We start from the raw sequence: 20,040 nt of genomic DNA, 5'->3' as shown, positions 1-20,040 counted from the left end.
GCAGCTGAGGGCGTTCCCAGCGCTGGGAACGCCCTGTGCTGCTACTTGGTTGGGTGCTACCTGCCGAAGCGGCGCAGCCTGAGCGAGTTGGCCACCACCAGCACCGAACTCGCCGCCATGGCCACACCGGCCACCATGGGATTGAGCAGGCCGAGGGCCGCCACCGGAATGCCCACCGCGTTGTAGAAGAAGGCCCAGAACAGGTTGGTCTTGATGGTGGCCAGCGTGCGCCGGGACAGCTCGATTGCGGTGGCCACCTGCCCGAGGTCGTTGCCCATCACGGTCAGGTCGGCGGCTTCGATGGCCACGTCCGTGCCGGAGCCCATGGCGATGCCGAGGTCCGCCTGCGCCAGCGCCGCGGCGTCGTTCACGCCGTCACCTGCCATGGCCACCGTCGCGCCGCCGGCCTGCAGCCGCCGGACGGCTTCCACCTTGCCTTCGGGCAGCACGCCGGCGAACACATCGTCCGCGTCAATTCCGACGGCGGCAGCCACCTGGGCCGCGACCGCGGCGTTGTCGCCCGTGAGCAGCATGGGCCGCAGGCCCAGGGCCTTGAGACGTGCGACAGCCGCCTTCGACCCCGCCTTGACCGTGTCCCGCAGCTCGATGATGCCGGCAGCCTCGCCGTCCACGGCGACCCAGATTGCCGTGGCACCGGACTCTTCAGCGGCGCGGAGCGCCTGACCCTGCGCCGGCGTGGGCTCAACGCCGTTGTCCCGCAGCCAACCGCTGCGCCCGGCAACCACGAGCCGGCCTTCAACGGTTCCCACCACTCCGCCGCCCGGCGCGGAATGGAAGCCGACGACGGCGGGCAGGCCCGCGGCGTCGTCCGCTTCACTGCCGCTATGGCTGGTGTGCGACCGGCGGCCCGTGGCGGGCACTGCGGATCGTGCGGCCGCAGCGATCGCGGCGGCGATCGGATGCTCCGACGCCGACTCGACCGCACCGGCCAGCCGCAGGATTTCCACCTCGCTGAACGGGGCGAACGCCTCAGTTGCGAGGACGGATAGCTGGCCGCTGGTGACGGTTCCGGTCTTGTCCAGCAGGATGGTGTCCACCGTGCGGGTGTCTTCCAGGACCTGCGGACCCTTGATGAGGATCCCCAGTTGAGCGCCGCGACCCGTGCCGGTCAGGAGGCCCACGGGGGTAGCCAGGCCAAGGGCGCAGGGGCACGCGATGACCAGCACGGCCACCGCGGCCGTGAAGGCCGCACGAAGCTCCGGTCCTGTGAGTTCTGGCCCGGCGGCGAGCAGCCAGCCGGCGAACGTGAGGACGGCGATGGCCAGGACCACCGGCACGAATACCGCGCTGATCCGGTCGGCAAGCCGGGCGATCGGCGCCTTTCCGGTCTGCGCCTGGGAAACGAGCCGCCCCATCTGGGCCAGGGTGGTTTCGGCGCCGACGCGCGTGGCCCGGACCAGCACCCGGCCGGACGTATTGATGGTGGCACCGGTGACCAGGCTGCCCGGACCGACGTCCACGGGAACCGACTCGCCGGTGACCAGGGATGCGTCCACTGCTGAGGCGCCGTCCACCACCACGCCGTCGGTGGCGATCTTCTCACCCGGGCGGACCACGATCAGGTCCCCGACCGCCAGCCGGCTTGCCGGGATCTTTGTCTCGGTGCCGTCTTGCAGGATGGTGGCGTCCTTGGCGCCCAGGTCCAGGAGGGCGCGCAGGGCGTCCCCGGCCCTCGACTTGGCGTTCGCCTCCAGGAACCGGCCCAGCAGGAGGAATGTGGTGACCACGCTGGCCACCTCGAAGTACAGGCCGCCGGAACCCGCACCCATCTGCTCCATGCCTGGATGTTCGGTCAGGCGAGGGTTGGCGAGGAGCTGCCAGGCGGAAAACAAATAGGCGGCGATGACACCGATCGATACCAGGGTATCCATTGTGGAGGCGAAGTGGCGGGCGTTGATGGCGGCGGCCCTGTGGAACGGCCACGCCGCCCAGCTGACCACGGGCAAGGCCAAGGCGCCCACCACCCAGCCCCAGTTGGCGAACTGAAAGGCGGGGACCATCGAGATCAGGAACACCGGCACGGCCAGGACCGCCGCGACGAGCAGGCGCGGCTTCAATTCGGATGCCGGGCCGCCGTGGTTCATGTGGTCTTCGTGACCGACTTGCTCTGCCGGTCCGCCGTGCTCCGGGGCGGGGCCAGGCTCCGCCTGCTGGGTCGCTACGGCGTCGCCCCGGGCGCTCTCTGCTGGGCCTTGGTGGAGCGGCCTTCGGATCCTTGCCTTGTAGCCGGCTGAGGCCACCTGGTCGGTGATCTGCTGGTCCGTGATGCCTGCCGGGACCGTTACGTGGGCCGTTTCCAGGGGGAGGTTGACCGTGGCCTGGACGCCGTCGAGCTTGGCGAGCTTCTTTTCCACCCTGTTCACGCACGACGCGCAGGTCATGCCCTCGACGTCGAGTTCGATCACCCGGCGGGCGGAACCTGCGGAAAGGTGTTCGGTGTGCATGACTGGTCCTTCTGTGGTGGTGCTCTGGTGGTGCTCGGTGCGAATGGGAGGCCGGGGTTAGGCCTCGTTGGCCACCACAAGGTAGCCCGCCTCGGCCACTGCCTCGCCGATTTCCGAGGGGGAGAGCTTCTGCGTGGAGGTGATGGTGACAGTCGAAACACCGCCGGCATTGAGGTCGATGTCGATCTCCTCGACGCCGGCCAGGGCCTCGAGTTCCTCGCTGACGGCGGACACGCAGTGCCCGCAGGTCATTCCGGAGACGTGGACTTTTGTGGAGATGGTGCTCATTGCTGACTCCTCGCTGGTGCGCTGACTGGGTTGGCCAGCTGGGTGGTTGATGGTTTTGCCGCTAGCGCAGCAGGCGCCCGATGGCGCCCGCCGCCTCCTTGACCTTGACGTCGATCGCTTCAGCCCGCAGATCCGGATCAGGTTCAGAGACCGCCCCGACAACGCAGTGGCCGATGTGTTCTTCCACCAGGCCCAGGCTGACGGCGTGCAGGGCCTTAGTCACGGCCGCGACCTGCGTCAGGATGTCGATGCAGTACTTGTCTTCCTCGACCATCCGGGCGATTCCGCGGACCTGTCCCTCGATCCGCCGGAGCCGGCGCAGGTACGCGTCCTTGTCCGCCGTGTAGCCGTGCTGCGGGGGTTGAATAACAGCTTCTTCACTGGGCGCCATGGGCGTCCGTTCTTCGGAAGTCTCCATACCTCCAAAACTATACCCCTAGGGGGTATTGGTCAAGGACGGTGCGGGCAATCAGCGATGGTGGGAAAAGTGAGGATGCGACAGGAGGCATGCCCCAGGAAGTTTTCGGGCAACAAAAAGCTCCGGAGCGCGTTATTGGGGGATACGCACTCCGGAGCAGTCTTTGGGCGGGCTTTGGATCGGCCTGCCTGATCAGCTTACTTGCCGGTAGCCAAGTTGGCCACCGGCGCGAATAACTACTTTCGCTTTACTTTCATCAGCCGCATTAAGCCGGCGACGAAGCCGCCATCCGGCTATTCCGCCCGGTCCTGATGCGCTGCCATCCGGAAGGGAACCACCAGCACGGGCCGGCTCTGGTGGTGGGTGAGCCATGCCGCCACGGAACCGTTCAGGAGTTCCGTTACGCGGTGCCCGAAGCCGCGTTCCGGCGTACCCACAATGATCATCGGGGCATTGACTTCCGACGCCAGCCTGCCGAGGGCACGGGCGGGGTCTCCGGCCAGCGTACGCAACGTCCATGCCGGTCCGCCGTCCTGGACGGCCGACGCGATGACCGACTTCAGTCCTGTGGTAACGGAACGGATGTCGTCGTCGTCCCTGTCCGGATGCAGCGAAAGGCGGTGTGCAGAGCGCGCCGGATCCCACTCAACGAGGTAGCTTGCCTCATCCACATAGGCGCAAAGCAAAGGGGCCGACAGTTTTTGGGCCAGGCCGACGGCGGTTTTGAGGACCTCCGGATGCTGGCCGGGAACCATGCCCACGAGGAGGGGAGGCGGCCCGCTGAAGTGCTCTGCATCCATAGTCAATTGTGTGCCCGCGGCGTCAGGAAAGACCAGAGCCAGTCCGGCCTTCGCCCCAGCTCAGCGTCGGTTTTCGATCCTGCGGTGCGGCTGCTGCCCCGTGGGGACGGGTGCCGGTTTTCCCTTGAATACTGGCCGCCGCGAGCCTAGCGTGGAGACGTAGAAAGGCGGCATCCCATGCAGATTTTCATGTGGTGGCTTGATCTGGACCTGAAAAGCAAGGAGTGGCTTCGCGAGAATCTGCGGGCCGACGACGTTCCGCCGTTCGTGATGCAGGCGATCGCCGAAGCGGGAGGTCCGCACCCGGACGCCCCGCAGGCAGTCCTCACCGAAGCCGAGTGGGATTTCATCGAGACACAGTCTGAATTTGTGGACTGACGGGCTCGTAGACTGACTGGTTCGCGGATGCGCGGGCCGGTCAGTTCGCGCGCACCACCGGTAACTCGTCCCAGTGCGTGGTGTAGCGCGGCGAACGCATTCCGCGCTTCATGCTCCAGTCCAGACCGCTCCTCAGGCCCGCGAACCCGAGCCCGATCGTGCCCCTGCCATACTTCCGGCTGATCTGCTCAACCAGCGGGCCGATCCCGCGTTCCTCGTGCGGGTTGGTGAAAGGCTCCAGGGGCTGCTGATTGCGGGACGGCCGCAAGTCGGTGACCATGATGCCGGCCCGGGCGTACTTGACGCCGTCCTGGATCGCGGGAAGCAGGGCGTGGGCCGCTCGGGTGAGCAGTACCGGGTCTGAGGTAGGCATGGGCAACGGAACGCACGCCGAGGGAAACGACTTGTCCTTCGGGTTGTAATGGGACGTGCCGGCGAACGCGGTGAGGACCTTGGCCTGAAGGTGGTGCCGGGCCAGCCGGGCACTCGCCTGCTGGGCGTAGACGCTCAGGACCTGGCGAAACTCGGGGACTGACGTCAGGGGAGTGGAAAACGAGCGGGAGAAGATCAGCTGGTCCCACCCAACGCGTTCCTCCTCCAGCGGTAGGCAGGGTGTACCGCGCAGTTCCAGCACAGTGCGCATCAGCACCACCGAAAAGCGGTCGCGCACCATCACAGGATCGGCCCGGCTGAGTTCCAGGATGGAGCAGATCCCGATGGCGTTCAGCCGTTTTTCCAGCCGGCCCGCCACGCCCCAGACCTCCGAGACCGGCAGCCGGGCCATGAGCAGTTCACGCGACTCCGGATCCATCGACTCCCAGGCGCACACCCCTCCAAGCGCGGGGTTGTTCTTGGCCCACCGGTTGGCGAGTTTGGCCAGCGTCTTGGTGGCGGCGATGCCGACGCACACCGGCACCCCGACGTTGCGCTGGACCGCGGCCTTGATAGTCCGGCCGAGACCCACCACCTGGTCGGGGCTGCCTTTGATGCCCAGGAAGGCCTCGTCGATGCTGTACACCTCGAGCCAGGCCGAGTAGCGTCCCAGCAGTTCCATGACGCGGGCACTGATGTCACCGTACAGTTCATAGTTGCTGGACCGGGCAACGAGGCCCCACTCCTTGGCCCGAGGAGCGATCTTGAACCACGGTTCGCCCGTGCTGATCCCCAGGGCCTTCGCCTCCGGACTGCGGGTCACGGCGCAGCCGTCGTTGTTGGAAAGCACAACCAGGGGTTTGCCTTCGAGGGAGGGGTCGAAGACACGCTCGGCGCTGGCGTAGAAGCAGTTCACGTCCACCAGCGCTATCTGCTGCCGCGTCTCAGACATGGTGCAGGCACCTCGTGGCCACGCCCCAGATGGTGAGGTCGGCCAGGGCGGGGATGCTGATGTTCGGATACAGCGGGTTGGCCGCCTGGAGCACCACACCGGCCGCGGTGATCTTCAGGCGCTTGACGGTGAGCTCGCCGTCCAGCACCGCCACGACCACGGATCCGTCCCGCGGTTCCAATGCACGGTTGACGATCAGTTCGTCGCCGTCACTGATGCCGGCCTGTTCCATGGAGTCGCCGGACACCCGCACGATGTAGGTGCTGGTGATGTCCTTGATCAGGTGCTCGTTCAGGTCGATCCGCCCGTCAAAGTAGTCCTGGGCGGGGGATGGGAAGCCTGCCGCGACGGCCACGGGAGAGATCAGCACCAACCGCAGGGAAAGTCCCGCCTCTATCACGCGAGGACCAATGATCACGCCCACAACACACCTTTTTTCGAATATATGTTCGATAGTTCAGTGTAGTCCCCCGGACTGACAGAATGCAGCCACGCTAGGTAGCGGTTGTGTTCATCACACGTTCGTCGCGCCGTCTCCGTCGTAGCGGGTCTCCGTCGCATACTGGTCTCATGGGGATGCAAGGCGCAGGAGGATCAGTGGTGGAAACCTTGAAAAGGGTTGTGCGGAACGAGTACTTTCCGGCAGCAGCCGTGCTGGCGCTGGTGGTGCTCTTCTGGGTCGCGGGCCTGTTCGGCGGCCTGTCCCTGCTGAGCCGCAGCCAGCCCCCGATCGCCACGCTCACCTGGCTGCTGTTCGTTTACGCCGCCGCCGTCCTTACCCCACTGGCCGGAATCCTGGCCGCCGCCGATCTGCTCCGCCGGTGGTGGCGAAACCGCCGTGCCGCGAAAGCCGGCACCGCAAAAGCCACGAAGATCGGGTCCTAGGGCCGGCCCTAGCGAGTTGTCCTTGCCAACCAGCGGGGGCCAAAACCATTGCAGCCCCTCCGCCCGAGTGGTTGCATGGGGTGCATGAATGCCTCAGAGAGTTTCGTTTTAGCAATCGGGACCAAAAAAGGCCTCTGGCTGGCCACCAGCCAGGACCGGAAGCAGTGGTCCTTTTCCGGCCCGCACTTCCTGATGAGCGAGATACCGAGCATCGGAATCGACACACGGGACGGCCGCACACGCATCATGGTGGGGGTGCGGTCCGAGCACTGGGGCCCTTACGTTGCCCACTCGGATGACCTCGGCGCCAGCTGGACCGAGCCCGAGCAGGGCGCCATCAAGTTTCCCGAAGGCACTGACGCCGCCGTGGAACGGATCTGGCAGATCTACCCTGACGCGGAATCCCGCCCGGGGGTGGTCTGGGCCGGCGCGGAGCCGATTTCGGTGTGGAAGTCGACCGACGGCGGTGAGCACTTCGAGCTGAACCGCGGTCTGTGGGACCACCCGCACCGCAGCGAGTGGGGTGCCGGTTATGGCGGCGCAGCCGCCCACTCGATCGTGGTCAACCCCGCCGGGGATAACGTGCACGTGGCGATGAGTACCGGAGGCGTGTACCGCTCGCTCGACGGCGGGACGTCCTGGGAGCCGCGGAACAAAGGCATCTCCGCCTACTTCATGCCCGATCCCAACCCGGAATTCGGCCAGTGCGTGCACAAGATTGCGGCGGATGCCGCCGTCGAGGGCCGGCTTTACGCGCAGAACCACCACGGCGTGTACCGGACCGATGACAACGCCGAGAACTGGGAATCGATAGCGGAGGGCCTGCCGGCCGACTTCGGGTTCGTCATGCTGACGCACCCCAGGCGTGCAGGCACGGCCTGGGTTGTCCCCTTAAAGGCCGACGGCGAACGCATCCCGCCGGACGGAAAGCTCGCCGTGCACCGTACCGACGACGCTGGTGCCACGTGGAAGCGCCTGGACTCCGGGCTGCCGCAGTCAGAATTCAATGCCGTGCTCCGTGACGCGGCCGGCGTGGACTCTGCTGAACCCGCCGGGGTGTACTTCGGAACGCGTGGGGGCGCGGTGTTTGCCAGCGCCGACGAAGGTGAAACCTTTGCGGAGGTGGCGTCCCACCTGCCGGATGTGTTGTGCGTCCGCGCTGCTGTTGTGGCCGGGGCCCCGGTTACTGCGGCGGCATCTGCATGAGGATGTGCGGTGGCTGAGATCAGCGTGGTCCTTCCCAGCGTCCTCCAGCCGCTCGCCGGCGGGCAGTCCGTACTGACTACACCCGCCGACGGGGCGGTGACTGTGGGGTGGTTGCTGGATTCCGTGACCGGGACTTACCCGGTGCTCGCCAGGCGGCTGCGGGACGAAACGGGTGCACTCCGCCGCTACGTGAATATTTACGTGAACGGTGAGGAGGTCCGGCGTCTGCGGGGCCTGGAAACGGAAGTTTCTGCCGGCCAGGAAGTGCTGATCATTCAGTCGGTGGCCGGCGGTTAGGTGGCTCAGGCGACGCGCCAAACGCTGCATTCGTCGGTATTGATGGCCTTGCGCATGCCCGTGTGATGATCCATGATCCACACGACGCCGATGCCCGGGGCTGTCTCTTGGACGCTGCCGCGGCGGATGATGACGTCGTCATAGCTGGGGCCCACCGACAGGCGGGCCTCGATCTCGTCGCCGCGATGCAGCTGGTCCAGGGCACGGACCCGGGTGATGTGGGGTTTGGCTTCCTTCAACATGGCGTGGCCTCCTGAGCTGGAGCTGGTGCCTGCAATTGCCGGCACATCCAGTGTGGCGCGGCATTGTTGCGCAGGCGTTTCCTGCCCGTTAGCGCCCGGTTAGTTTCCGGCGCCGAAGCGGTTACCGCGTGCCATCGGCGGTCAGGAGACGATGAGCTTTGCGATCGTCCGGAGTGAAACTTCCTACGATGTGATTGCCGAAGCCTCCGGCTCCCGCTACCTGAACGCCACCCACCTGTACGTCGGCGGGAACTGCCCCGCACATGCCAGTGCCACGGGGAAACTGCTTCTTTCCGAACTCAGCGACGACGATATTGCCGCGACGCTGCCTGAGAAGCTGGAGCCCTACACCTCCCGCACCATCTCGAACCGGAAGGCAATCCTGCACGAGATCCGACAGGTCCGCGAACAGGGCTATGCAGTCATCGATGAGGAGCTTGAAGAGGGCCTTTTCGCCGTCAGCAACCAGACCGTGGACGGCGAGCAAGCACAAGCGCCACCGGCATAAGCCACCGAGGCCATTGACCGCCGATTCTTCTGGAACAAGACTTTCAGTGGGCCAGCAGCCCGCCACCGTCGACCAGGAGGAGCCAGCGATGACCACGCAGGAAACCGAGGCAGAGGCGGCCTACCGGGCCGGCCGGGAATGGTTCAAGAGCGCTGTGGTGTACCAGATCTATCCGCGTAGCTTCGCTGATTCGGACGGCGACGGCATCGGCGACCTCCGCGGGATCATCGGCAAGCTGGACTACCTGCAAAAGCTGGGGGTCGACGTCGTCTGGCTGTCCCCGGTGTACCGGTCACCGCAGGATGACAACGGCTACGACATCAGCGACTACCGCGACATCGACCCCGTGTTCGGCGACCTGGAGACCCTCGACGAACTGCTGGACGGCCTGCACTCGCGGGACATGAAGCTGGTGATGGACCTCGTGGTCAACCACACCTCGGATGAGCACCCATGGTTTGTGGAGTCCCGCTCCAGCAAGGACAACCCGAAGCGGGACTGGTACTGGTGGCGGCCGCCGCGCGAAGGCCGTGGGCTGGGAACAGCCGAGCCAGGCACACCCGGCGCTGAGCCCAACAACTGGGGCTCTGCCTTCTCGGGGCCGGCCTGGGAGTACGACGCGGAGACAGGGGAGTACTACCTGCACCTGTTCTCCAGGAAGCAGCCGGACCTCAACTGGGAAAACCCGGAGGTGCGGGCCGCCGTATACGACATGATGAACTGGTGGCTTGACCGCGGCGTGGACGGCTTCCGGATGGATGTCATCAATTTCATCTCCAAGGAGCAGTCGCTGCCCGACGGTCCGCAGGCCGAAGGGATGCTCTACGGCGACGGCGGCCCCTACTTCATCTGCGGTCCGCGCATCCACGAGTTCCTGCAGGAGATGCACCAGGAGGTCTTCGCGGGGCGGGACAAGGACCTGCTGACCGTGGGCGAGATGCCTGGCGTCACCGTCGAGGACGCCGCCCTCTTCACGGATCCCGGCCGGCGGGAGGTGGACATGGTCTTCCAGTTCGAGCACGTGGCCCTCGACCAGGAAGGCGGCAACAAGTGGCGGCCCAAGAAGCTGCTGCTTACCGACCTCAAAAAGTCCCTGGGCCGCTGGCAGGAAGGGCTCGCCGAGAGCGGCTGGAACAGCCTCTACTGGGGAAACCACGACCAGGCCCGCGCCGTTTCCCGCTTCGGCGACGACGGCCAGTACCGGGAGCTGTCGGCGAAGATGCTGGCCGCCGTCCTGCACCTGCACCGCGGCACTCCGTACGTGTACCAGGGCGAAGAGCTGGGCATGACCAACATGGCGTTCGGCGCCATCAGCGACTACCGGGACATCGAAGTCCTCAACCACCACCGCGAAGCCACCACGCACCTGGGCCATACCGACGCCGAGGTCCTCGCGGCCCTGGCGCCGCTGAACCGTGACAACGCCCGGACGCCCGTGCAGTGGGACGCCAGCCGGCACGGCGGCTTCACCACCGGCGCGCCCTGGATTGCCGTGAACCCGAACGCGAACACGATCAACGCCGCGGCCCAGGTCGACGACCCCGGGTCGGTCTTCAGCTTCTACCGCAAGGTGATCGCCTTCCGGCACTCGGATCCCGTGGTCGCGTGCGGGGATTTCAGCATGCTGCTGCCCGACGACGAACACGTCTACGCGTTCAAGCGCTCACTTCCGGACGCGGAGCTGCTGGTCCTTGGCAACTTTTCGGGGACCAACCGGACAGCCGGGATCGACGACGGCACCTGGCTCAGCGAGAGCGCTGAGCTAGTGCTGGGAAACTATCCGCCGGAAGCCGACGAGGTGCAATCCTACGATCTGCGCCCGTGGGAGGTGAAGGTTTTCCGCCGGAACGTGTAGTGCAGCCTTGGGCGTCTAGGGCGCCAGGCGGTCGCCGGGCCGGTGGACGCGGAACCAGCGGTAGCCGTAGCGTCCCAGCTCAACGGTGAACCCGCCGTCGGCCTCCAACTGAACGTTCCCGCCGTCGAACAAATCCAGCAGCATGGCGTCCCTGAACGCCCGCGGCGGACTGTCCCCGGATCCGACGTTCGCCGTGACCTTGACCGGCTCGTCGCCGAAGTTGTGAAGCAGCACCACGGTGGCCTCCGCCGAGCTGCAGCGGTGTGCAAACACAGCCGGCTCGGGCTGTTCGAGGACGGCGAACTCGCCCCAGCCCAGCTCCGGCGATTCGCGGTACCGCTGGATCAGCGTGGCCATGAAGTTCCACAGCGACCCGGGGTCCCGTTTGGCACTGGCCGCGTTGACCTTTTCCGGGCCGTACTCCCCGCGGGGCAGCGGGACCACCAGCTCGGACACCTTGGCGCTGGAGAAGCCGCCGTTCTTTTCGTCGTTCCACTGCATGGGCGTGCGGACGGCGGCACGGCCCTTCTGCCGCAGGTCCTCACCCATGCCGATCTCCTCGCCGTAGAAGAGCACCGGCGTGCCGGGCAGGGAGAACATCAGCGAGTAGACCATCCGGATCCGGTCGGCGTCGCCGTCCAGCATCGGCGGCAGCCGGCGCCGCAGTCCCCGCCCGTAGAGCTGCATGTTCTTGTCCGGTCCGAACGCGGCGAAGACCTCCTCCCGCTCTCCGTCGCTGAGCTTGTCCAGCGTGAGCTCGTCATGGTTGCGCACGAACATCGCCCAGTGGTTGTCGGGATGCAGCCGTGGACGCGTTTTCAGCGTTTCGGCCAGCGGACGGGCGTCCTGCCTGGCGAGCGACAGGTAGATGTGCTGCATGGACATGAAGTCGAACTGCATGTTGAGCTCGTTGCCTTCGGCGCCGCCGAAGTACTCCAGCTGGTCCTTGTACGGCAGGTTCACTTCGCCCAGCAGCACCGCGCTGCCGTTGCGCCGGTTGACGAAGCTGCGCAGGGCGCTGAGGTAGTCGTGCGGGTCGATGTTGGCCGCCTCGTCCTTGGGCGCGCCCCGGGTTTCCAGGAAAAACGGCACCGCATCCAGCCGGAATCCGTCCAGCCCGAGCTCCAGCCAGAGGCCCATGGCCTTGGCGATCTGGTTGCGGACTTTGGGGTTGGTGACGTTGAGGTCCGGCTGGTGCTCCATGAACATGTGCAGGTACCACTCGCCGGTGGCATCGTCCTGGGTCCAGAGGGAAGTCTGTTCGCCCGGGAACACCACTTCCGAGGACGTGTCCGGCGGCGGATCGGTCCGCCAGACGTAGTAGTCCCGGTACGGGTTGTCCAGGGATTTGCGGGCCTCGACGAACCAGGGGTGCTGGTTGGAAGTGTGGTTGACCACGAAGTCCGCGATCACACGGATGCCGCGGTCCTTTGCGGTGCGGATGAACTCCACAAAATCGCCCAGCGTGCCCAGCCGGCGGTCGACGTCGAAGAAGTCCGTCACGTCGTAGCCGTCGTCGCGGTCCGGTGACGGATAGAAGGGCATGAGCCAGATGCAGTTCACGCCCAGCGCCGCCAGGTAATCCACGCGCTGGGTCAGGCCGCCGAAATCACCGGTGCCGTCGCCGTCGTAGTCAAAGAAGGTTTCCACGTCCAGGCAGTAGACGACGGCGGTTTTCCACCACAGGTCCGATGTCTCAGCGATGTTCATGCCACCGGAACCTTCCGCAGCTGCGGCAGGACGCTCTGCGCGAAGGCGTCGATGAACGGCGCCTGCTCCTGCCCCACGAAGTGCAGGTACAGCTCGTCGAAGCCGAGGTCCAGATACTCGCCGAGCCACTGCACGTGGCGGTCCAGGCTGGCGGAGACGTTCACCGATTTCCGGACTTGGGCCTCCCCGACGTCGGCGCTGACGCCGTCGAAGTGCGCTGCCGTCGGCAGGTCCCAGGGGATGGGCGGGGCGAAGACGTTCGAACGCCACTGATCCATGGCAATGGCGACGGCGTCCTCCTCCCGGGGAGCCCAGGACAGGTGGATCTGCAGGACGGCCTTACCCTTGCCGCCGTCGGATCGGTACGCCGCCAGCATTTCCGTGAGCTTTTCGGCTGGCTGGTTCACCGTCACCAGGCCGTCAGCCCAGCTGGCCGCCCGGCGGGCCGTTTCCACGCTGATGGCTGGTGCGATCAAGGGCGGCGGTGGCGAGGGCACATCCCAGATCCGCGCCTGTTCCACGGTGACCAGGCCGTGGTGGGTCACCTCCTCGCCCGCGTGCAGCCGGCGGATGATGTCCACGCATTCTTCCAGCCGTTGCTGGCGCGTCTCCTTCAGCGGCCACGGGTCACCCGTGACGTGCTCGTTCATATTCTCGCCGCTGCCCGGAGCCATCCAGAACCGGCCCGGAAACATGGACGCCAGCGTGGCCGAGGCGTGGGCGATGATGGCCGGGTGGTACCGCTGGCCCGGCGCTGTAACCACGCCGAAGCGCAGGTTGGTGGTGGCCAGGGCGGCCCCGAGCCAGGACCACGCGAAGCCCGAATGCCCCTGCCGCGCCGACCACGGTTCGATGTGGTCCGAACACATGGCGGCGGCGAAGCCCGCCTCCTCGGCGAGCCGGACGTCCTTGAGGAGCTGGCCGGGGCTGATCTGTTCATGCGATGCGTGGAAACCGATAGCTGCCATCGTTAATGTCTACCGGCGGGCAGGGGGCCATGTCGAGGGTGTGGGGGCCGGGGGTAGCGCCGGGCAAGGTCCCGGGCAAGAATGGGGCCTATGCAGCTGCCGGTCATGCCCCCTGTCGCCCCCATGCTGGCCAAATCGGTCGGCGCCATCCCCGAAGGCCGCCTGAGCTATGAGCCGAAGTGGGACGGATTCCGCTCCATCATCTTCCGCGACGGCGACGACGTGGAGATCGGCAGCCGCAACGAGAAGCCGATGACGCGCTACTTTCCCGAACTCGTGGAGGCGCTGAAGGCCAACCTGCCGCCTAAATGCGTGATTGACGGCGAGATTGTCCTTGTGGGCTCCACCGGTGACCGGCTGGATTTCGACGCGCTGCAGCAGCGCATCCATCCCGCCGCCAGCAGGGTCAAGATGCTTTCCGAGCAGACGCCGGCGAAATTTGTGGCCTTCGACCTGCTGGCCCTCGGCGACGAGGACTTCAGCGGCCGCCCCTTCGCCGAACGGCGCGCGGCCCTGGAACAGGCCTTCACCGCCGCCAGCGCCCCGGTCCACCTGACCGCCGCCACGCAGGACCCGGAGCTGGCCGGCAAATGGTTCCACCAGTTCGAGGGCGCCGGCCTGGACGGAATCATCGCCAAACCGCTGGACGGGCCATACCAGCCCGACAAGCGCGTGATGTTCAAGATCAAGCACGAACGGACCGCCGACTGTGTCCTGGCCGGATACCGCGTCCACAAGAGCGGCCCCGACGCGATCGGGTCGCTGCTGCTGGGCCTGTACAAACCCGACGGCGAACTCGCCAGCGTGGGCGTGGTGGGCGCCTTTCCGATGAAGCGGCGCAAGGAGCTTTTCGAGGAGCTCCAGCCCCTGGTCACCAGCTTCGACGAGCATCCGTGGGCCTGGGCCAAGCAGGAGGAGGGCGCCCGGACACCCCGCAACGCGGAGGGCAGCCGGTGGAGTGCGGGCAAGGACCTGTCCTTCACGCCGCTGCGGCCGGAGCGCGTGCTGGAAGTGAAGTACGACCACATGGAAGGCGAGCGGTTCCGCCACACGGCGCAGTTCGTTCGCTGGCGCCCGGACCGGGACCCCGAGTCCTGCACCTATGAGCAGCTCGAGGAACCGGTGAAGTTCGACCTCGCCGAAGTGCTCGCCACCTGATGGCTGGTTAAACCCCGACGCCTCCAACCCCGACGCCTTAAACCCCGACGGCGGTCCGCCCCCTCCGAAAAGGGGCGGACCGCCGTCGTCGTAATAGTTTGCTTTGGCTCCGGTCTACTTGAGCCCGAGCTCCTTGGTGGGAACCTTGAACGTTTCCTTGGCCGTCAGCGCGGAGACGGCGGCGACGACGCAGATGACCGCGGTGAAGATGCTGATCTGCACCCAACCGCCGGGCTTGATTCCGCCCATGGGCCGCAACGATGGCCGGGGCGAAGCCTGCCATCAGGAAGCCGAGCTGCGTGCCGATGGCCAGGCCGGAGAAACGCACCTTGGTGCTGAACATCTCGGCGTAGAAGGAAGGCCAGACGGCGTTCGAGGCTGCATAGCCGCAGGAGAAGAAGGCGATGGCGGCCAGGAACATCAGCGGCACGTTGCCGGACTCGAGGCTCAGCAGGAACAGCGGGGCCAGGGCCGCGCTGGACAGGGCGCCGTAAATGTAGACCGGCTTCCGGCCGATCCGGTCGGCCAGCTTGCCGAAGAGCGGCTGGGTGCCCAGGGCCACGAGGTTGGCGCCCACCACGAGCCAGAGGGTGATGGTGCCGTCCACGCCTGCAACTGTCTTGGCGTAACTGATGGCGAGGGTGCCGAACACCGTGGAGACGGCGGCGATGAAGGCGCAGCAGATGACGCGCAGGACGTCGCGCCAGTGGGCATTGAGCAGGTCAGCCACGGGCAGCTTGGCGATCTGGGCCGACTTCTGGGCGGCTTCGAAGGCCGGCGGCTCGTGCAGGGTTCGGCGGATGAAGAAGGCAATCAGGACAACCACGGCGCTGAGCCAGAAGGGGATCCGCCAGCCGATGCCGTACTTGACTTCGTCGGGCAGTGCGAGCACGGGAATGAAGACGAGTGCCGCCAGGATCTGGCCGCCCTGGGTGCCGGTGAGGGTCCACGAGGTGAAGAAGGAACGCTGGTTGTCCGGAGCGTGCTCCAGGGTCATGGAGGAGGCGCCGGCCTGTTCACCGGCCGCGGAGAGGCCCTGGCAAAGGCGCGCCAGAACCAGAAGGGCCGGAGCCCACCAGCCCACCGTGTTGAAGTCCGGCAGGCAGCCGATCAGGAATGTGGAGGCACCCATGAGGACCAGGGTGAACATGAGGACCTTGCGCCTGCCCACCCGGTCACCGAAGTGGCCCAGGACAACGGCGCCAACGGGCCTGGCGATGTAGGCAAAGCCAAAGGTCGCAAAGGACATGATGGCGGCATTGGCGTCAGCGTTCGGGAAAAACACGTGCGGGAAGATCAGGGCGGCTGCCGAGCCGAAGATAAAGAAGTCGTAGTACTCGACGGCGCTGCCGAGGAAGCTGGCAAGGGCTGCCTTCTTCGGTGTCCCGGCCGGGGCAACAGTGCCCGGCGCGGCGGACGGAATGGTCTGGCTCATGGTGTTCCTTCAGGGGGACGACGTTGTCGCGGGATGGATCAGGGGTCGCGGCCGCCGTCCTTGTGGGGGAAGATGCGGCGGAGGTCCTTGGAAAGACCGACCCGGACCAAGTAGCCACATGGTGAGAGCTACTTGTGCGATACAGCAATGATGGCTGTGAGGGCAGTCACCTGTCAAGAAAACTGCTCACGATCTAGAAATAGCTCTCACATTGTGGCAACATCGAGCTATGAGTGTGAAGGAAGCCACAGGCGAAGACGCCTCCCCGAATGCCCCCGTTGAAGCAGATGCCCCCGCTGAAGCGGCAAGACCCGCCAGGGGGGAATCCCGCACCGACATGGTGGGCAAAGCCCTGGGCCTGCTGGTCCTGCTCGGGGATGAGCCCCGCGGAGCCAGTGCGGCGGAGATTTCCCGGCGCGCGGACCTTCCCTTCAGCACCACCTACCGGCTCCTTGGCTCGCTCACCCGTGACGGGTTCGTGGACTACGAGCCGGACGGGCGCCGCTACCACCTTGGCCTTCGCATCTTCCAGCTGGGCCAGGCGGTCTCCAGCCACCACGGGTTCGCCGGTACGGCACTGCCCATCCTGCGCCGCGTTACTGAGCAGACGGGGGAGGCGACCATCCTCTCCGTCCGTGACGGTATCCACCACCTCACTGTGAACAAAGTGGACGGCCCGCAGACATTCCGCGTCACCAGCGACCCCGGGCATCTCGGTGCGCTCCACACCACGTCCGTCGGCAAGGCGCTCGTCGCATTCGCTGAGGACGAGGACCGCGAACGGCTGCTCGAGGAGCTTCCGCTGGAGCCCCTGACCGGCCTGTCCATCACCGACCGGGACGCCTTCCGCGCAGAAATCGAGAAGGTCCGCCGGCAGGGCTACGCCGTCATGGATGAGGAAAACGAGCTGGGCATGCGCGCCGTGGCGGTGCCGGTCTTCAACTCCCAAGGCATCGCCTTCGCCTCCCTGGCCACCGCTGTTCCGGTGTTCCGGCTCAGCATGGAGGCGCTGGTGGCGCTGGTTCCCCTCCTGCAGGCGGCCGCCGTCGAGCTTTCCGCCCGGCTGCCCCAGCGCTAAACCGCACACAGCGCTAAACCGCACCGGACATGCTGCCCGAAACTCACTTGTTCGTATGTAGAACAAGAGTGCATCATATGAACTTTTCCTGTACTGTTATCCGTATCACCCGGCCAGCACGGGGCGCAGCAGGCGCCCAAGCCGGTCGAGTGCCGTTGTCAAAGGAGCCGCACGCATGAGCAATCGAACCGAGTCCTACCTCATAGGACTTGTCGGGGATGGCGTAATGCCGTCGCTCTCGCCCCACATGCACGAGCGCGAAGGCGACGTCCAGGGCGTCCGCTACCTGTACCGGCCCATCGACCTGCACGAGCTCGACCTGCCGGCCACCGCCGTCGGCGACCTGCTGCAAAGCGCCTACCGGATGGGCTTCAACGGGCTGAACATCACGCACCCGTGCAAGCAGCTGGTCCTCCAGCACCTCGATGAGATCGCCCCCGACGCCGAACGCCTGGGCGCCGTCAACACCGTGGTTATCCAGGACGGCCGGTTCATCGGCCACAACACAGACTTCTCCGGCTTCGCCGCCGCCCTCGGCTCCGGACTTCCGGACGCCGGGCTGGACCGCGTGGTGCAGCTGGGAGCGGGCGGCGCCGGATCCGCCGTCGCCTACGCCCTGCTCACGGCCGGCGTACAGACGCTGGAACTCGTGGACACGGACCCGGCGCGCTGCGCCGAACGCGCCGCCGAACTGGCCGGCTTCTTCCCGGACCGCACCGTCACCGCACGCACGACGGCGGAGCTGCCGCAGCTGATGCCCGCCGCCGACGGGCTGGTGCACTGCACCCCCGTGGGCATGGCCGCCCACCCCGGCACACCGCTGGACATGGCCCTCGTGGAGCCCCGGCACTGGGTGGCGGATATCGTCTACCGCCCCATCGAAACCGAGCTCGTCCGCGAATCGCGGGCCAAGGGCTGCCAGGTGCTGGACGGCGGACGCATGGCCGTGGGGCAGGCCGCCGACGCTTTCCGGATCTTCACCGGACTCGAGCCCGACGCCGAACGGATGCGCGCCCACTTCCTGGAGCTCATCGCCGCGGAAGAGGTGGCCGTCTGATGCGCACCGGGATCGCCACCGTATGCCTCTCCGGCACGCTGAAGGAAAAGATGCAGGCCTGCGCGATCGCGGGCTTCGACGGCATCGAGATCTTCGAGCAGGACCTGGTCACCTCGTCGCTCAGCCCCGAAGAGGTCCGCAGGATGGCCGCGGACCTTGGCCTCACGCTGGACCTCTACCAGCCGTTCCGCGATTTCGACAGCGTGACCGAGGATCTGCTCGCGGCCAACCTCCGCCGGGCCGAGGCCAAGTTCCGGCTCATGTCCCGGCTGGGCATGGACACCATCCTGGTCTGCACCAACGTCGCCACGGCCACGATCGACGACGACGACCTCCGCGCCGCGCAGCTCGCCGCCCTGGCGGACCTCGCGGGTGAGCACGGCGTCAAGGTTGCCTACGAGGCCCTCGCCTGGGGCAAGTACGTCAACGACTACGAGCACGCCCACCGCCTCGTGGCGAAGGTGGACCACCCCAACCTCGGCACCTGCCTGGACTCCTTCCACATCCTGTCCCGAGACTGGGACACCGCGCCCATCGAGGACATCAACGCGGACAAGATCTTCTTCGTCCAGGTGGCCGACGCCCCCAAGCTCTCCATGGACGTGCTCTCCTGGAGCCGGCACTACCGCGTCTTCCCGGGCGAGGGCCAGTTCGAGCTCGCCAAGTTCATGGGCCACGTGGTCCGCGCCGGCTACACCGGGCCGGTCTCGCTCGAGGTTTTCAACGACGTCTTCCGCCAGTCCGACGTCGAACGCACCGCCGTTGACGCGATGCGCTCGCTGATCTGGCTGGAGGAACAGAGCGCCAAGTGGCTGGACGCGAACGCGCCGGCCGCCGCCGGTGGTGCTGTTGCTGGTGGTCCTCCGGCCCCTGCCCGCCGTCGTTATCCCATGGAGCTTGCAACGCTCCCGCAGGTGGCGGAGCCCGCCGGCTTCAACTTCGCCGAGGTCAAGGCCGCGGACACCGGGGTGCTGGAAAAGGTCCTCGGACAGCTTGGCTTCGAGTTCAACGGCCGCCACCGCACCAAGGACGTCCAGCTCTGGACCATGGGCCACGCCCGGGTGATCGTCAACGAACAGGCCCCCGAGGCCGCCGAGCCGGCCATCGCCGCCCTGGGGTTCGACGTCGATTCCCCGGTGATTGCCTCGGCCCGCGCCCAGCAGCTCAAGGCCCCCGTGGTTCCGCGGAAGAGCCAGGCCAACGAGGAAGTGTTCCAGGGCTTCGCCGCCCCGGACTCCACCGAGATCTTCCTGTGCCAGGGCAACCCGGACGGAACCGCTGCGTGGACGCGGGAGTTCGGGGAGGGGCTCGAGGTACCGTCCGGCGCCCGGACCGCGGTGATCGACCACGTGAACCTGGCCCAGCCGTGGCAGCACTTCGACGAGGCTGTCCTCTTCTATACGAGCGCCCTGGCGCTGGAGCCGCAGCCGTACGCCGAGGTCGCCAGCCCCAGCGGACTGGTCCGGTCCCAGGTCATGCAGACCTCGGACCGGGACGTGCGCCTGGTCCTGAACCTGGCACCGGTCATCCAGCAGGACGGTGCGGACCTCGGAACGGCACCGCGGAAGACCTACCAGGAGCACATCGCGTTCGCCGTGGATGACCTGGTGGCCACCGCCCGCGCCGCCCGCGACCGGGGACTGGCGTTCCTGCAGATCCCGGAAAACTACTACGAGGACCTGGACGCCCGCTTCGACCTCGACCCCGGTTTCCTGGACACGCTCCGGGACCTCAACCTGCTGTACGACCGCGACGCCGACGGTGAGTTCCTGCACTTCTACACCGCCACGGTGGGCAGCGTGTTCTTCGAAATGGTGGAACGCCGCGGCAACTACGACGGCTACGGGGCGCCCAACGCGCCGGTGCGCCATGCCGTCCAGTACGACCACCTGCACAACCTGACCAAAACCAACCACTGATTCCAACCACAGATTGAAAGGAGGCTGCTGTGCCTGAAGACGTGAATCT

The 20,040-nt window shown here is 66.5% G+C and carries 19 protein-coding genes and 1 pseudogene; 10 read left to right on the top strand and 10 right to left on the bottom strand.

Annotated elements, in window-relative coordinates:
• Window positions 1–56: 56 nt before the first annotated feature.
• From QF036_RS00865 to QF036_RS00850, 4 genes are all read right to left on the bottom strand, one after another.
• Window positions 57–2,465 (bottom strand): heavy metal translocating P-type ATPase, encoded by a 2,409-nt coding sequence (locus QF036_RS00865; RefSeq protein ID WP_307098369.1) that lies wholly within the window; start codon window positions 2,463–2,465, stop codon window positions 57–59.
• A 57-nt stretch (window positions 2,466–2,522) separates the two neighbouring features.
• Window positions 2,523–2,753, bottom strand: coding sequence for a heavy-metal-associated domain-containing protein (locus QF036_RS00860; protein WP_003799993.1), 231 nt, complete (start codon window positions 2,751–2,753; stop codon window positions 2,523–2,525).
• 61 nt (window positions 2,754–2,814) lie between these two features.
• Window positions 2,815–3,171 (bottom strand): metal-sensitive transcriptional regulator, encoded by a 357-nt coding sequence (locus tag QF036_RS00855; RefSeq protein ID WP_373460044.1) that lies wholly within the window; start codon window positions 3,169–3,171, stop codon window positions 2,815–2,817.
• Between the two features lie 293 nt (window positions 3,172–3,464).
• Window positions 3,465–3,971: a universal stress protein gene (locus tag QF036_RS00850; RefSeq protein ID WP_307098367.1), complete on the bottom strand. Its 507-nt coding sequence runs from the start codon at window positions 3,969–3,971 to the stop codon at window positions 3,465–3,467.
• A gap of 177 nt (window positions 3,972–4,148) precedes the next feature.
• On the opposite strand from QF036_RS00850, the gene QF036_RS00845 reads away from it, so the two are divergent.
• The gene (locus tag QF036_RS00845) at window positions 4,149–4,349 is read left to right on the top strand and encodes a hypothetical protein (protein ID WP_307098365.1); all 201 of its coding nucleotides are present in this window, start codon (window positions 4,149–4,151) and stop codon (window positions 4,347–4,349) included.
• Window positions 4,350–4,389: 40 nt separating this feature from the next.
• On the opposite strand, the gene QF036_RS00840 is transcribed toward QF036_RS00845, so the two are convergent.
• Window positions 4,390–5,673 (bottom strand): Y-family DNA polymerase, encoded by a 1,284-nt coding sequence (locus QF036_RS00840; RefSeq protein ID WP_307098363.1) that lies wholly within the window; start codon window positions 5,671–5,673, stop codon window positions 4,390–4,392.
• Entirely contained in the window at window positions 5,666–6,097 is a 432-nt protein-coding gene (locus QF036_RS00835) for a LexA family protein (protein WP_307098362.1), read from the bottom strand. The genes QF036_RS00840 and QF036_RS00835 overlap by 8 nt, the downstream gene beginning before the upstream one ends.
• A 176-nt stretch (window positions 6,098–6,273) precedes the next feature.
• On the opposite strand from QF036_RS00835, the gene QF036_RS00830 reads away from it, so the two are divergent.
• The 3 genes from QF036_RS00830 to QF036_RS00820 all read left to right on the top strand — a co-directional run bounded on the left by QF036_RS00830 (window position 6,274) and on the right by QF036_RS00820 (window position 8,061).
• Window positions 6,274–6,558, top strand: a complete 285-nt coding sequence (locus QF036_RS00830) for a hypothetical protein (RefSeq protein WP_307098360.1) — start codon at window positions 6,274–6,276, stop codon at window positions 6,556–6,558.
• Between the two features lie 75 nt (window positions 6,559–6,633).
• A complete protein-coding gene (locus tag QF036_RS00825) occupies window positions 6,634–7,764 on the top strand; it encodes a WD40/YVTN/BNR-like repeat-containing protein (protein WP_307098356.1) in 1,131 nt (376 codons plus the stop codon).
• A 9-nt stretch (window positions 7,765–7,773) separates the two neighbouring features.
• Window positions 7,774–8,061: a MoaD/ThiS family protein gene (locus QF036_RS00820; protein ID WP_307098354.1), complete on the top strand. Its 288-nt coding sequence runs from the start codon at window positions 7,774–7,776 to the stop codon at window positions 8,059–8,061.
• Window positions 8,062–8,066: 5 nt separating this feature from the next.
• On the opposite strand, the gene QF036_RS00815 is transcribed toward QF036_RS00820, so the two are convergent.
• Complete coding sequence (locus tag QF036_RS00815; protein ID WP_306920070.1) at window positions 8,067–8,303, bottom strand: hypothetical protein; 237 nt, start codon at window positions 8,301–8,303, stop codon at window positions 8,067–8,069.
• A gap of 151 nt (window positions 8,304–8,454) precedes the next feature.
• Between QF036_RS00815 and QF036_RS00810 the strand changes: the two genes are divergently transcribed.
• Both QF036_RS00810 and QF036_RS00805 read left to right on the top strand, forming a co-directional pair.
• Window positions 8,455–8,811 carry an IclR family transcriptional regulator domain-containing protein gene (locus tag QF036_RS00810; RefSeq protein WP_307098352.1) on the top strand — a complete coding sequence of 119 codons (357 nt, stop codon included), beginning with the start codon at window positions 8,455–8,457 and terminating at the stop codon, window positions 8,809–8,811.
• Between the two features lie 88 nt (window positions 8,812–8,899).
• The gene (locus QF036_RS00805; protein WP_307098351.1) at window positions 8,900–10,666 is read left to right on the top strand and encodes a glycoside hydrolase family 13 protein; all 1,767 of its coding nucleotides are present in this window, start codon (window positions 8,900–8,902) and stop codon (window positions 10,664–10,666) included.
• Between the two features lie 15 nt (window positions 10,667–10,681).
• On the opposite strand, the gene QF036_RS00800 is transcribed toward QF036_RS00805, so the two are convergent.
• Window positions 10,682–12,376: an alpha-amylase family protein gene (locus tag QF036_RS00800; protein WP_307098348.1), complete on the bottom strand. Its 1,695-nt coding sequence runs from the start codon at window positions 12,374–12,376 to the stop codon at window positions 10,682–10,684.
• Window positions 12,373–13,344: a TIGR03885 family FMN-dependent LLM class oxidoreductase gene (locus tag QF036_RS00795; RefSeq protein ID WP_307098346.1), complete on the bottom strand. Its 972-nt coding sequence runs from the start codon at window positions 13,342–13,344 to the stop codon at window positions 12,373–12,375. The genes QF036_RS00800 and QF036_RS00795 overlap by 4 nt, the downstream gene beginning before the upstream one ends.
• A gap of 90 nt (window positions 13,345–13,434) precedes the next feature.
• On the opposite strand from QF036_RS00795, the gene QF036_RS00790 reads away from it, so the two are divergent.
• Window positions 13,435–14,502 carry an ATP-dependent DNA ligase gene (locus QF036_RS00790; RefSeq protein WP_307098344.1) on the top strand — a complete coding sequence of 356 codons (1,068 nt, stop codon included), beginning with the start codon at window positions 13,435–13,437 and terminating at the stop codon, window positions 14,500–14,502.
• A gap of 114 nt (window positions 14,503–14,616) precedes the next feature.
• Here QF036_RS00790 and QF036_RS00785 read toward each other — a convergent pair.
• Window positions 14,617–15,937 (bottom strand): annotated as a pseudogene (locus tag QF036_RS00785) (MFS transporter).
• Between the two features lie 229 nt (window positions 15,938–16,166).
• Between QF036_RS00785 and QF036_RS00780 the strand changes: the two are divergent.
• The 3 genes from QF036_RS00780 to QF036_RS00770 all read left to right on the top strand — a co-directional run bounded on the left by QF036_RS00780 (window position 16,167) and on the right by QF036_RS00770 (window position 19,991).
• Complete coding sequence (locus QF036_RS00780; protein WP_307098342.1) at window positions 16,167–17,015, top strand: IclR family transcriptional regulator; 849 nt, start codon at window positions 16,167–16,169, stop codon at window positions 17,013–17,015.
• Between the two features lie 175 nt (window positions 17,016–17,190).
• Window positions 17,191–18,072: a shikimate dehydrogenase gene (locus tag QF036_RS00775; RefSeq protein ID WP_307098340.1), complete on the top strand. Its 882-nt coding sequence runs from the start codon at window positions 17,191–17,193 to the stop codon at window positions 18,070–18,072.
• Complete coding sequence (locus QF036_RS00770) at window positions 18,072–19,991, top strand: bifunctional sugar phosphate isomerase/epimerase/4-hydroxyphenylpyruvate dioxygenase family protein (protein WP_307098339.1); 1,920 nt, start codon at window positions 18,072–18,074, stop codon at window positions 19,989–19,991. The genes QF036_RS00775 and QF036_RS00770 overlap by 1 nt, the downstream gene beginning before the upstream one ends.
• Window positions 19,992–20,040: the final 49 nt, after the last annotated feature.

The sequence above is a fragment of the Arthrobacter globiformis genome, from assembly GCF_030817195.1.
GTDB lineage: Bacteria > Actinomycetota > Actinomycetes > Actinomycetales > Micrococcaceae > Arthrobacter > Arthrobacter globiformis_D.
The sequence above is the reverse complement of the archived record's forward strand: the minus strand, read 5'-3'. Positions and strand labels throughout refer to the sequence as shown.